Origin of the sequence: Mucilaginibacter daejeonensis, from assembly GCF_020783335.1 — a bacterium.
GTDB lineage: Bacteria > Bacteroidota > Bacteroidia > Sphingobacteriales > Sphingobacteriaceae > Mucilaginibacter > Mucilaginibacter daejeonensis.
Genome location: NZ_CP086068.1, coordinates 961,178 through 974,367, shown reverse-complemented (window position 1 = coordinate 974,367; position 13,190 = coordinate 961,178). Strand labels below are relative to the sequence as shown.

The following is a 13,190-nucleotide window of genomic DNA, read 5'->3' as shown; positions in this document are numbered from 1 at the left end:
ATAAACAGAAAACCTCCATGCGTAATTTTTTAAAAAGATCATCACTGACAGCCGTTGCTGGCCTGGCACTCTTTATCGTGGCTTGCACCTCATGTAGCAAAAACAGCAGTAACGAACCGCAGATCGAGCCTACCGCTCAGGCCTTTACCATAGCTGGCTGGACCGGTGATGGCCAGTACGTGGCTTCGGTACCAGCACTGACCAGCGGCTCACTCACCTTTAAGGGTAAAGGTATAGAGACCAACGGTTCACGTTATATATGGCACAAGCAGTATGCTTACGTGATGAACATTGTGTTGAAACGTTTCATCCAATACGAAATGGGCGCCGACGGTAGCCTCAAAGAAAAAGCCTACATCCTGACGGATGGCGTGGTTCCTAATTATTTTCAGTCACTCAATATCGTAGACGACAATACCATGCTCGTTCTGGGTGCTCTTGCTGCTAACAACGGAACGATCGGCTGGGCGCGCATAAGCCTCAACGACTTCAAAGTGGAAGCAAAAGGCACCATGACCGTACCTTATGATGCAGCAAAGCCAAGCGTGCAGTATGCGGCAGGCCGCGGATTTGTTGATAACGGCAAGTTCATTGTTGGTGGCTATTTCTATAACAGTGCAACGGCTTCATATGACGTGGATGGCGTGAGGGCACTTGTGTATGATTACCCGGCCATGACCAACATGCGTATCATTAAAACCAACGCAACGGCTGCCGGCATCGGTTATGATTACCTGTCATCATTGACCACTGACGAGAACGGCGACCACTATTTTGTGGCCAGCGCCGGCAAGTTCTGGACCGGAACAGGCGGCAAGTCGGGCGTGGTAAGGATCAAAAAAGGTGCTGCTGAATTCGATCCGGATTATTTCCTGGATGTGACCACCCCACTTGGCAAACAAGCGTGCTTAATGGGCATCAATTACGTAAGCAACGGAGTTGCTATAGGCACCGTACAGTATGAGGAATTGATGACATCAGTAGCTGATCGTTTGAAGAACGTTGGCCAGTTAGTGAAACTTGACCTGCGTAACAAGACAGCAACACTGATCAATACACCGCTTAGCCCGGTAGCTATGGTGCGTATTCCATTGGTATACAACGGCAAGTATTACACCAGCATATCGCCCATCGGAGGTGAGTCGGCCATATACGAGGTCGACCCAAGCAATGGGGCCTTCAAAAAAGGCTTAGCGCTTAACGACGGAGGTTCTGTAAGCATACAGCTGATAGCGCCGCACCCTGCCAAATAAAAAACTCACCAGATCGATATGACGGCCGCTGGCGTATCTGCTCAGCGGCCGTATCTATTCATATATGTCAAAAAGATATACTTTCCGAAAATTCATCAACGACGTCCATCTGTGGCTGGGACTGGCGAGTGGCCTTGTACTATTTGTAGTTTGCCTGAGCGGAACTATTTATACTTTCAGCGATGAGATCCAGGAACTGCTTGACCCTTCCAAATACAAAGCTTTGCATGTGGCCGAGCAAGAACGCATGCCGGTCGACACGCTGATCGAACGAGTGCGAACACAACATAAAGGTCCATTGGTTTACGCTACTATTCCAGATGATCCCGATCGGGCCTACGTGATCAGCGTGCGGCAGCGGCCTGCCGATAAATGGGGAACGGCTTATTACGTAGACCCTTACTCAGGTCAGCTACAAGGTAACGGCGACACCAGATCGGCCGCATTCTTTTTATGGGTCATGAACCTACATCGCTGGCTCCTTATGCGTGAAAGTGGAGGCATGCTTATCGTGGGTGTAGCCACACTTATCTTCGTGATCTTATCCTTCACCGGGCTGATCTTATGGATACCCAAAAAGTTCAAAGGCTGGAAGCGGGGGCTGACCATTAAGTTCCGCTCCAATGGCAAGCGGCTCAATCATGACCTGCACAATACTTTAGGATTCTATGCCATGCCTTTACTACTGATCATGGCTTTGACCGGCCTGTGCTGGTCATTTGAATGGTACAGCAAAGGCGTGAGCCAACTTATAGGCGCCGAAGTATGGGGAGAGTATTATGCCAAGCCGCTTAGGTCCAAACCCTCTAAAGGCAGGCCGACGGTAAGTATCAATCCCCTTTTAAGTGAGGTCAAAGACCGATCAAACCATCAAGGCGTTACTTTCATTCGTTTCCCTAAAGACAGCTCAGGCGTGTTGGTAGCGGAGAAGACGCACAACGGAGCTTTTACACTTGCTGCTGTAGATAAATTCACGGTGGATCAATATACAGGCCAGGTGATCAAAGCGGACCGGTTCAAAGACAGGTCAGCCGGCGAACAACTGGTATCTATGGTGAGGCCCCTGCACATTGGCAGCGTTTACGGTTTGGCAAGCAAGATTCTTTACTTTATAGCATGTCTCATCGCCACCAGTTTGCCCATTACCGGGTGTATCATCTTTTTAAACAAGCTTAGATAAATGCGATCTATACCTGGCTTTCGGTCTTGTTGGCTTGGCTGATATTTTGATCAAAAGTCGGCCGAACGGCCCCAACATCTACAAAGACCCTCCGTATACCATTACCGAGTCATCTACAATGGTCTGTACGAAAGGTGTACCGGCTATACAGGTCATCATGCGGCTGAAGGCAAGCTTTCCTAATTTGAAACCACTCGTTTCAGCATAGGTGATCTCGGGATAATATAGTTGCGGGATAAAGCCATCGCTTATGGCCACTATACCCAACTTTTGAGGTATCTCGATCTTAAGTGTCTGTACGGTCTTCATTACGCCCATCAATATCTCATCGCTCATACAAAATACCGCGTCGGGTGGTTGTTTTTTTCCCATGGCATCGCTCAGGCGAGCGGCTGCATCTGGTGTACTATGAGCGTAAACTATGGTGTAGCTTTTATTGGCTTTCCCGTTCTGCATCGCTTCCTCAAAAGCGTTGAGCCTGATCTGTGTGATAGACAAACTCGGGTTGCCGAACATAGCTAATACACGCTTCTTGTTCTTGCTTAGCAGGAGCTCTGCTGCTAACTGGGTGGCGCGTACGTCGGCTGTGCAAACCTTGTTGCAGGCAGCGTAGGCAGGCACCTTGTCAAAAAAGACAGTGGGAATGTTAAGCTTATCTAATTTCAATACCTCGCTGATATCGTCAGTAGCGGAAGTGACCGATAAAAAGATGCCTGACATACGGGCATTCTTACATTTTCTGATATTCTCCAACTCAATGGCCGGGTCATCGCCCGACTGCAAAATGACCAGTGAGTAACCATATCGGCGGGCTTCCTCCTCAAGTGAGCCAATAAAAGATTGATAAAATGAGTTGGATATGGAAGGCATGATCACCCCGAACTCCTTACTGTTGTTAGTGCGCAGGCTAATAGCGTATGCATTAGGAATATAATCAAGTGTTCCGGCCAGTTCCTGAACCTTGCGGCGCGTTTCTGCCGATATATCCGGATGATCTTTTAGTGCCCTCGATACAGTAGCGATACTCATATGGAGCATCTCGGCTATTTTTTTTAAGGTGACAGTAGGTTTCATGGGGACGCTAGAGATATGGCAATATAGGTAATTTTCCACAACAAACGTTTTCGCAAACATTTGCGAAAACGTTTGCGCTCGGTTAGGGTGATGAACTGGCTTCAAATGCTGGTAAGCCACTTAGCTTTACATCACCAATTACGAAAAACCTATATTCATGAAAAGACCTATACTTCTCATCTGCATGCTGTTGTATGCAGTGACGATCTTCGCTCAAGACAGCAGATCTTTAAAAGGCAAAGTGACCGACAAGAACAATGAACCGTTGGTTGGCGCTACTGTACAATGCCTTACCGTGCCCCGCAGTACCGGAACCGACGTTACCGGTACCTTCACACTCAGCAACCTTCCTGCAAAGAACATTAAGATCCGCGTAAGTTACACTGGATTCGCGGCTGTGGAGCGAACCGTTGACCTTAGCGCGGGCAATGTTGATACGCTGAACGTGACCCTGACCAGCGGCGATGCCATGGCCCTTACCGAAGTGGTGGTGACGGCTGTGAACAACCAGGCCAGCAGGCTGAACACCAGCTTGTCAGTAAGTAGTGTTAAACTGACCGATATAGCCAAAGCCGCACCGCGTACCACTGCCGAGATATTCAAATCGATACCGGGTATCAGGGCAGAGGCATCAGGAGGTGATGGTAACACCAACATCACCGTGCGCGGCGTACCACTTTCGTCAGGTGGTTCAAAGTATCTGCAATTACAGGAAGATGGCTTGCCTGTGCTTCAATTCGGCGATATATCTTTCGGCACGGCCGACATCTTCTTGCGTGCCGATCAAAACATCAACCGCATCGAGGCTATTCGTGGTGGTTCTGCCTCTACCCTGGCCACCAATTCACCTGCGGGTATCATTAACTTTTTGAGTAAGACCGGTAATATCGAGGGCGGAACGTTATCGACCACTGTGGGCCTGGATTATCAGAATTTCCGTACCGACTTTGACTACGGCGCTCCCGTTGGTAACGGCGTAAGCTTTCATGTTGGTGGCTTCTTCCGCCAGGGTCAGGGCCCTCGCACCGCCGGCTTTCAGGCTAACAACGGTGGCCAGTTCAAAGCTAACCTGACCAAACAATTCAGTAATGGATATGCCCGCGTTTACTTGAAATTCTTAGATGATCGCGCCGCTGCCTATCTACCTATGCCTGTATCGGTCACCGGTACCAACAGCGATCCTAAATACAGTTCACTATCTGGCTTCGATATCAAACACGGTGCCTTGCAAAGCCCTTATTTGCTACAGACCCAAGGCTTAGGTGCCGACGGCAATAGCTATGTGAGCGATATCCGTAATGGCATGCATCCGTTATCAAAGTCGATCGGTACTGAGCTTCAATTCGACCTGGGTAACAACTGGACCATTGAGGACCGTGGTCGTGCTTCATTCAACTCAGGTCAGTTCATCGCTCCGTTCCCGGCTTCGGCAGGTCCGTTAAGCGCAATGCTTACCCAGATCTCGTCGGCAACCGGACGTAACCTGACCGGTGCTACCGTTACCAGTGCTGTTACCGGCCAAGCTTACAACGGCCAGGCCATGATCATGCATATTTTCGATGCCAAGCTGAACAACTTCAACAATTTCATTAACGACTTTAAGCTTAAAAAGAAGATTGATAATGTTAACCTTACCGCCGGTTATTATAAATCGAGCCAAAACATCGATATGGATTGGCAGTTCAACTCGTACCTGACCAGCCTGGAAGGTAAGAACGCTCAGCCTTTGAACATCACCGCCGGCGGCGTATCACAAACGACTAACGGTCTGTTCGCTTATGGGGTACCTGTTTGGGGCAACTTACACCGTAACTATAATACCAGCTATGATATCTCGGCACCTTATGCAGGTATCAACATCGATCTGAATAAGAAACTGAATATCGATGGTAGCATCAGGTATGACATGGGCCGTGTACGCGGCAACTACTCCGGCAACGTACAACGTACCTACGACGTAAATAACGACGGCGTTATATCGGCCAATGAGCAAAGCGTATCAGCTATCAACTATTCTGCGGCAAAACCGGTGAACTATAACTACAACTATGTGTCGTACTCAGTAGGTTTGAACTATCTGCTTGATGCATCATCAGCGTTGTTCGCCCGCTACAGCTCAGGCGCCTCTGCCCAGGCCGACCGTATCTTGTTCACTCCAACTATTTTTGCCGATGGCAGCGCGGCTGGTAAATATAACCGCATCAACCAGGGCGAATTGGGTATCAAATACAAGTACAACGGTGGCGGCTTATTCCTGACCGGTTTTTATGCCCATACCGATGAGGCTGGCGAGTTCGAAGTGACCACTCAGCGCATCATCCAGAACAGCTACCGTTCATTTGGTGCTGAGTTGGAAGGTGTTGCCAACCTGACCAGTTATTTTGACCTTCGCGGTAACGTGACCTATACTCATGCACGTATAGTGGCCGGCACTTATAAAGGTAACAAACCACGTCGCCAAGCCGATGTGATCTACAGCTTGACCCCTACTTTCAACGTAAGCAAACTTTCAATGGGCGCAAGCATATTGGGCACTACCAGCTCATTCACGCAGGATGTTAACGCGTTAAAATTGCCTGCCTACGTTTATGTCAATCCGTTCATCATGTACCAGGTGAATAAAAGATGGTCGGCATCGGTCAATGGCAATAACATCTTCAACGTGGCCGGCTTTACCGAGGCCGAGGATGGCAGCATCGTGAACAACCAAAGCAATATCGTTAGAGCCCGCTCTATAACCGGCCGTACCGTATCAGCCACTGTAGCCTTTAATTTCTAACATATATACCATGATCCGGCGGCGATCTCGTGATCGTCGCCGATCTATTTCCTCGAATCGTCTAACTCCTATAATATGGATCAACAGCACATAAGTAACGAAGCAGTGAAGGTGATACAGGGTGCTGTAAGGCATGGCGTACTGCTGGCATCCGCTCAAGCTACTGACAATTATACACATGTTTGGGCGCGCGACAGCGTGGTAACCGGTCTGGCTATACTAAGCAATGGCTTGAATGACCTGCACCAACCGTTTCTTACATCGTTGAAAGTGCTGCGATCAGCGGCCAGTGATCAGGGTCAGATCCCGTCAAATGTTGCAGTGAACGAGCAGGGCGAGGTGACCAAGGTAAGTTTTGGCGGCACGGCCGGCCGCACCGATGCCAACTTTTGGTGGCTTATTGGTGCTGTGAGCTATCTGCAATACCATAACGATAACCTTTTTGCCGAAGAGGTCAGGACGCAGGCCGGTAAGATCTTTGCACTGGCAACTGCCTGGGAATTTAACGGCAAGCACCTCATGTATGTACCCATGAGCGGCAACTGGGCCGATGAGTACATCACTCATGGCTATGTATTGTACGACCAATTGTTAAGATACTGGGCCCTCGGTCTGGCTGGTTCTTATTTTAATGAACTTGCATGGACCGACAAGGCCGCTGCTGTAAAGCAAGCTATAAAACAACACTACCTGTTCGAGCAACCTCTGAGCGGTAGTTTATATACCCAGGCGCAGCAAAGTCAGCTGCAGACTTACGACCTTGAAAAGAATTTCATCGCTTCCTTTTCACCCGGCGACAGGGTAGAAAAATTTGACGGGTGGAGCATAGGTCTGCTGCTGCTGCTGAACATCCCATCGCCTGAGAGCCGTGAGCTGCTGGCCAAAGCTCTACAGAACGCTATGCAACAGTACCAGGATAAGGGCATACCAGCATTTTGGCCTGAGATCAAGGCCAACGAAGAGGCCTACAAGCAATTACTGAATAATCATAGCTTCAATTTCAAGAATAAACCGGGCCATTTCCATAACGGCGGTATATGGCCTATTGTGAACGGCTTTATCGTGGCAGGGCTTACAGTGGCTGGTGAGAACGCGCTGGCACAGCAGATCAATGCGAGCATGCTTAACAACTTGCAGCGCTTTGAGTCTGCTCACCCCTTTGCCGAATATTATGACATTGATAAAGGCGATGCCGGTGGTGTGGCCAACCTTTGCTTCAGCGCTTCAGGACATCTACTGGCCAAGGCCGCATTAGCAATTCAGGAGCATTTATTACCTCTACTGCCACAGCCAGTAATTAAGCACATCGTAACCCATCATCGCTTTGATCAATGTGCTAAAGCGATCGCAGATCCGCTGCATATTACCGCTAATGAAGTAATGGCGATCAGTGTTGCAGGGCAGTCGGGATGTGGCAAGACCACGCTGAGCTCGGCCTTACAAAAGACCTTTGAGGATCGTGGCATCAAGACCATCCTGCTGCACCAGGATGATTACTTTAAGCTTCCACCCCGACAGAATCATATGGCCAGAGTAGTTGATCTGAACCACGTGGGGTATCACGAGGTGGACACTCAACGGCTAGAGAGTGATATCAGGCTGCTCAAAGATCAGCGACCAGCGTATATCGAGGTACCACACATGAATTGGCTGAGCGACGAGCGCGAGTCGAGGACCTTACCCTCGAAAGATGTTCAGGTCATTATCGTAGAAGGCACCTATACATCGATGCTGAACGGAATAGATCTTCGTATCTTCATCAACACAGATCACACCCAAACACGCCAGAACAGGTTGGACCGCAGCAGGGAGACCATAGATGCTTTTATTGAAAGCGTGTTGGAAAAGGAGCGCGGTTTGATCAGGGCACACGAGCCACTGGCCGATGTGATCGTGAATAGCGATCTGGAGATATTTACATCAGGCAGCCCAGCTGGCGTAGCATAACATTGATCGAGATGAGTACACGTAAGATCAAACTTTCTTTTTGGCAGATCATCAACATGAACTTTGGGTTCTTGGGTCTGCAATATAGCTTTGGCCTTCAGCAAGCTAACATGAGCCCTATCTATTCATACTTAGGTGCCGAGGAAAAGAACCTGCCATACTTATGGCTGGCCGGCCCTATAACGGGGCTGATATTACAACCGATCATAGGCGCCATGAGCGACAAGACCGTAACACGCTGGGGCCGGCGGACACCGTATTTTTTGGTTGGAGCGATCTTTTGCAGCCTGTGCTTGCTGGCTATGCCTTACAGCACATCGGTATGGATGGCAGCAAGTATATTGTGGATACTTGATGCGGCAAACAACATCACCCAAGAGCCCTACCGCGCCTTTGTGAGCGATAAGTTGAGCGAGGAACAGCACTCGGCCGGTTTTTTGACCCAGAGTGCCTTTACAGGGTTGGGGCAAACCTTATCATACCTCACGCCAACGTTGCTGATCTTTTTTGGGGTCAACAAATTCGCGGTCAACTCACATCATATACCTGTAACTACCATTATTGCCTTTGGCATTGGCGCGGTTATTTCCATCAGCTCTATTTTATGGACACTGAAGACCACTAAAGAGGACCCACTTACCGCAGAAGAATTAGCGGAAATCGAACAAGGTCCAAAAGGCATCAAAGCCGTTTTTGCGGATATATTTCAGGCGGTGAGGACCATGCCATTAGCCATGAAGCAAATGATACCCATGATGTTCCTGAGCTGGTACGCCATGTTCATCTATTGGATATACATAGCCAAATGCTTATCGCACACTGTGTATGGCAACCAAGCCTCAGCATTTAGGCAGTCAGATATACTTGCCGGGCAAATAGGTGCTTATTATAACTTCATTGCCTTTGCTTCCGCTTTCTTGTTGGTCAAACTGTCAAAGGCCTGGGGGCCCAAGATCGTACATAGCGGCTGTTTGGTAGCCGCCGGTATCGGCCTGTTCCTGCTAACTTATATACATAACGAAGCGATGGTATATGTAGCCGTGACCGGGCTGGGGCTTTGCTGGGCCAGCATGATGGGCAACCCATATGTGATCCTTGCCGGCAGTATACCGCCTGAACGTACGGGGGTGTACATGGGTATCTTTAATATGTTCATTGTGATACCGATGTTGCTGCAGAATATGACCATGCCATTATATTATGAGAGTTGGTTAGCCGGAAGCCCGGTAAACGCCATCAAACTGGCAGGTGTACTATTGGTCGCGTCGGCGGTAGCTACTTTGTTAATAAGAATGCGGAGCAACAAAGAAACGAAAGCTGATGCAATGTCATTGTCTATTGATGCGGTCAGTTAAAGTGATCGTTTCCAGTTTAAAGACCTCTCTGATCTTCTTATATCTTCTTCTTGTCGGATGATATTCTGATGTAAGCAAGGAATTTTTTTTTTTTTGTGTGTGTGTGTGTGTGTGTGTGTCAGTGGTCGATCTATCTTCGCATGGAAGATGCTATGATGACCAGTTGGCCCATGGCCTATCAAAAGCAAAAAGGCCACCCTAACAGGTGGCTTTTGCTTTTGTGTAGGCTGCTTTCATGAACCCCGCAGTCTTGCCAGGCAAGGGCCTGCGGGGTATTGCAACCGCTACGTTACATTTCTTTGTCCTGGAACATTTTCATGTCGCGGGTATTCTTTTGTACGGCAATGGCGGCGAACATGCTCATGCAAAAGGACATGGCATAAAATCCTTTTTCGCTCAGGGTGATGCCTGCGTTCCAAAGGCCTACGGTAAGCAGTACCATGGCGGCGATGGTCACGAACCAGCTGATCCCGTAATACATATCAGTAACGGCCAATCCTTCGGCGCGGTCACGTACACTTTTTTGTACCGATATCACGGCAAATAAACCGAACAGCAGGATGGCAAAGTAATAGCCTTTCTCGTTCAACTGCATACTGGCGTTCCATAAGCCAATGATGTAACCTATCGAGCCGGTTAGCAGGGCCACCCAAGAGGCTCCAATAAATGCGCCTGTTGGCTTAAGCGGGTTCCGGGTGCTGTCGCCAAATTTGTTGGTGTTCATTTTTTCTTCGATTCTGTTTTGTAGCGGTTCCATATTATTTTTTGTTTTTGATGTTGATCAAATGTCGGCAGGAATTCGGAGCACAGAAAGTCGACTATCGGCATTTACTGACGATATATTTTCTATCTTCACCATCCTTAAGACGTCTTTATGGATGCACTGTCAGAGTTGATAGCACTACTTGATAACAGCGAATTAAAGCTATTTAAGCATTATTTGAAGCAGAATAATAAGCGTAATGATGTCAAGAATATTCAGTTACTCGAATTGATCAAAACTGACGATATCAACGGCTTAAAGAAGCTATACGGCGATGCAAAGAACAACGATGCTTACCATGCCTTGAGAAAACGCTTGCAGGATAGCCTGCTGTCATTCCTTTCGCAACGAGCGTTCGAGACCGATCACTCCGAGACCCATGATGCCCTACGCCTGGTGGTAATCGGCCGCGCACTGCTGGAAAAGGAATTGAACAAGATCGCCTGGAAATGCCTGGACAAAGCCGAAAGGATAGCCGAACGGTTGGAGCAGTTCAATTTGCTGAACGAGCTATTAATGCTCAAGATACAATACGCCCACTTACCCGAAGCCGAACCTTTTGAGGCGCTGACCCTACGTTTTGAACAGAACCAGCAGAATATGCAGCGCGAGGCAAGGCTCAACATCGCCTACGCCTTTTTACGGCATGAGCTGAAGGAGATACACCTGAAAGGCAAGATCGTTGATCTTAGACGGCTGATGCTGGCTACCCTGCGCAAATACCAGATATCAATCAAAGACCTGATGAGCTATCGGTCGGTTCATCAGCTGCTGTACCTGGCCAATGAGTATGCCGCTATACAGCACAACTATCAGCTGATCGAGCAACTGGTTAACCGAACTGACCAAGTTATGCAAAGGCGCAACGGGCCCGAGCGGCCTTACCTGTATTATCAGCTCTCGATCTTATACCTGCTGGCCAACTTTCACTTGCGCCGCCGGTCGTTTCAAAAAAGCTCAGAATACCTTGATCAGATGATGGACCTAATGAACACCGATGGGCGTTACTATACACAGTTCATCCTGGGTCACCGTTTGCTTTCGGGCCTCAACCTGTTCTTTACCGGCTTTGCCAACGAGGCCACCCACCTCATGCAGGCAGCGCTATCGGGTTCCAAACGCCGCTATCGGCCCGAGGATATTGAGGACATCCGCATCAGTATCACCATGTTCATGGCCTTACGCAACGACCGACAGTGTTTGAAGCAGCTCACCCTGCTCACTCATACCGATGCCTGGTACGAGAAAAAGATGGGGATGCTATGGACGATTCGCAAGAATTTGATGGAGATACTCATTCATGCGCAATTTTCCAATATCGAGCTGGCCATGTCGCGACTGAACACTTTTAAACGGCGTTACAGGAAGTACCTCCTCAGCACATCTGAAGAGCGGGTGATCCAATATCTCAAACTGGTGGAACGCTACCTGACCAAACCCGACGTGATCCATGATCCAGCCTATAAAAAAGCAGTGAATGCCCTCCTCACCAACGCCGGCGACCATGACCTTTTCGTCATCAGCTTTATTGCCTGGCTCATGGCTCGCTGGGACAAACGAACGGCCTACGAGATCGCCCTGGACGTACTTAAGGAAAAGAGACATTGACTTATATAAATATGACATCGGCATAACTCAACGACCACACAATTAAATGTTACAACACTTATATTTGTATAAGCTTTTAGTTAGCGAGGTAAGATCATGAAAAAGATAGGATTTTTATCATTCGGGCATTGGGCTAATCACCCGTCATATCAGGCTCGTACCGCGGCCGATACTTTGCTGCAATCGATAGACCTGGCCGTTGCGGCCGAGCAGATCGGTTTGGATGGCGCGTACTTTAGGGTGCACCATTTTGCAGCGCAGCTGGCCTCACCGTTTCCGCTGTTATCAGCTGTGGGTGCCAAGACCAGCAAGATCGAGATCGGCACCGGGGTGATCGATATGCGTTACGAGAACCCGTTATATATGGTAGAGGATGCCGGCGCTGCCGACCTGATCTCAGGCGGGCGATTGCAACTGGGCATCAGCCGCGGTTCGCCGGAGCAGGTGATCGATGGCTGGCGTTATTTTGGCCATGAACCGGCCGAGGGCGAGACCGATGCCGAGATGGGGCGCCGTCATGCTTTGGAGTTCTTGGATAAATTGAATGGTGTGGGCTTTGCTCAGCCTAATCCCTACCCTATGTTCCCTAACCCACCGGGCCTGTTAAGGCTGGATCCTTACTCCAAAGGTTTGCGCGAGCGTATCTGGTGGGGTGCGGCATCTAACGCGACAGCGGTTTGGGCTGCCGAGCAGGGCATGCATTTGCAAAGTTCTACCCTAAAGTATGATGAAAGCGGCAAGCCGTTCCACATACAGCAGGCCGAGCAGATCAGGTTATATAAAGAGGCCTGGAAAAAAGCCGGACATGAGCGTGAGCCAAGGGTATCGGTAAGCCGGTCGATATTTGCCATCGTGAACGACCAGGACCGTTATTACTTTGGCGGACAAGGCAACGGCTCTGACAAGCTGGGCTACATCGAGAGCGACAAGCGCGCCATTTTTGGCCGTAGCTATGCCGCCGAGCCCGACCAACTGATCAAAGAACTGGCCAATGATGAAGCCGTTCAGGAAGCTGACACTTTGTTACTGACCATCCCCAACACCTTGGGCGTCGATTATAACGTTCATGTGCTTTCTTCTATATTAGAGCATGTAGCTCCTGGCTTAGGCTGGCGTTAAGCTACTCACCTTCTAAAAAATATAAAGGGCCACATCATTCGATGCGGCCCTTTTGCTTTACACTGCTTTGTCTTGTTCGTTGTTCTCTTTGTTTCGTTGTTTTGGTGCGCCT

Annotated in this window: 9 protein-coding genes; 7 read left to right on the top strand and 2 right to left on the bottom strand. The window is 49.0% G+C overall.

Features of this window, described 5'->3' with window-relative positions:
* The first annotated feature begins 17 nt into the window (after positions 1-17).
* A complete protein-coding gene (locus tag LLH06_RS04275) occupies positions 18-1,253 on the top strand; it encodes a DUF4374 domain-containing protein (RefSeq protein ID WP_228172027.1) in 1,236 nt (411 codons plus the stop codon).
* A 64-nt stretch (positions 1,254-1,317) separates the two neighbouring features.
* Positions 1,318-2,433, top strand: a complete 1,116-nt coding sequence (locus tag LLH06_RS04270) for a PepSY-associated TM helix domain-containing protein (protein WP_228172026.1) — start codon at positions 1,318-1,320, stop codon at positions 2,431-2,433.
* Between the two features lie 78 nt (positions 2,434-2,511).
* Here the strand turns inward: LLH06_RS04270 and LLH06_RS04265 are convergent, their stop codons facing one another.
* Positions 2,512-3,507, bottom strand: coding sequence for a LacI family DNA-binding transcriptional regulator (locus LLH06_RS04265; protein WP_228172025.1), 996 nt, complete (start codon positions 3,505-3,507; stop codon positions 2,512-2,514).
* A 157-nt stretch (positions 3,508-3,664) separates the two neighbouring features.
* On the opposite strand from LLH06_RS04265, the gene LLH06_RS04260 reads away from it, so the two are divergent.
* The 3 genes from LLH06_RS04260 to LLH06_RS04250 all read left to right on the top strand — a co-directional run bounded on the left by LLH06_RS04260 (position 3,665) and on the right by LLH06_RS04250 (position 9,588).
* Positions 3,665-6,286 carry a TonB-dependent receptor gene (locus tag LLH06_RS04260; RefSeq protein WP_228172024.1) on the top strand — a complete coding sequence of 874 codons (2,622 nt, stop codon included), beginning with the start codon at positions 3,665-3,667 and terminating at the stop codon, positions 6,284-6,286.
* A 75-nt stretch (positions 6,287-6,361) separates the two neighbouring features.
* Positions 6,362-8,233, top strand: a complete 1,872-nt coding sequence (locus tag LLH06_RS04255; RefSeq protein ID WP_228172023.1) for a glycoside hydrolase 100 family protein — start codon at positions 6,362-6,364, stop codon at positions 8,231-8,233.
* Between the two features lie 11 nt (positions 8,234-8,244).
* Complete coding sequence (locus LLH06_RS04250) at positions 8,245-9,588, top strand: MFS transporter (protein ID WP_228172022.1); 1,344 nt, start codon at positions 8,245-8,247, stop codon at positions 9,586-9,588.
* Between the two features lie 289 nt (positions 9,589-9,877).
* On the opposite strand, the gene yiaA is transcribed toward LLH06_RS04250, so the two are convergent.
* Positions 9,878-10,312: an inner membrane protein YiaA gene (gene yiaA, locus LLH06_RS04245; RefSeq protein ID WP_228172021.1), complete on the bottom strand. Its 435-nt coding sequence runs from the start codon at positions 10,310-10,312 to the stop codon at positions 9,878-9,880.
* A gap of 150 nt (positions 10,313-10,462) precedes the next feature.
* On the opposite strand from yiaA, the gene LLH06_RS04240 reads away from it, so the two are divergent.
* Both LLH06_RS04240 and LLH06_RS04235 read left to right on the top strand, forming a co-directional pair.
* Positions 10,463-11,959 carry a hypothetical protein gene (locus LLH06_RS04240; RefSeq protein ID WP_228172020.1) on the top strand — a complete coding sequence of 499 codons (1,497 nt, stop codon included), beginning with the start codon at positions 10,463-10,465 and terminating at the stop codon, positions 11,957-11,959.
* 96 nt (positions 11,960-12,055) lie between these two features.
* The gene (locus tag LLH06_RS04235) at positions 12,056-13,078 is read left to right on the top strand and encodes an LLM class flavin-dependent oxidoreductase (protein ID WP_228172019.1); all 1,023 of its coding nucleotides are present in this window, start codon (positions 12,056-12,058) and stop codon (positions 13,076-13,078) included.
* Positions 13,079-13,190 lie beyond the last annotated feature (112 nt).

What these genes read in the sequence shown, in the direction of transcription:
- LLH06_RS04275 (WP_228172027.1), top strand. Translation starts at nt 18, where the DNA reads ATGCGTAATTTTTTAAAAAGATCATCACTGACAGCCGTTGCTGGCCTG.
- LLH06_RS04270 (WP_228172026.1), top strand. Translation starts at nt 1,318, where the DNA reads ATGTCAAAAAGATATACTTTCCGAAAATTCATCAACGACGTCCATCTG.
- LLH06_RS04265 (WP_228172025.1), bottom strand. Translation starts at nt 3,507, where the DNA reads ATGAAACCTACTGTCACCTTAAAAAAAATAGCCGAGATGCTCCATATG.
- LLH06_RS04260 (WP_228172024.1), top strand. Translation starts at nt 3,665, where the DNA reads ATGAAAAGACCTATACTTCTCATCTGCATGCTGTTGTATGCAGTGACG.
- LLH06_RS04255 (WP_228172023.1), top strand. Translation starts at nt 6,362, where the DNA reads ATGGATCAACAGCACATAAGTAACGAAGCAGTGAAGGTGATACAGGGT.
- LLH06_RS04250 (WP_228172022.1), top strand. Translation starts at nt 8,245, where the DNA reads ATGAGTACACGTAAGATCAAACTTTCTTTTTGGCAGATCATCAACATG.
- yiaA (WP_228172021.1), bottom strand. Translation starts at nt 10,312, where the DNA reads ATGAACACCAACAAATTTGGCGACAGCACCCGGAACCCGCTTAAGCCA.
- LLH06_RS04240 (WP_228172020.1), top strand. Translation starts at nt 10,463, where the DNA reads ATGGATGCACTGTCAGAGTTGATAGCACTACTTGATAACAGCGAATTA.
- LLH06_RS04235 (WP_228172019.1), top strand. Translation starts at nt 12,056, where the DNA reads ATGAAAAAGATAGGATTTTTATCATTCGGGCATTGGGCTAATCACCCG.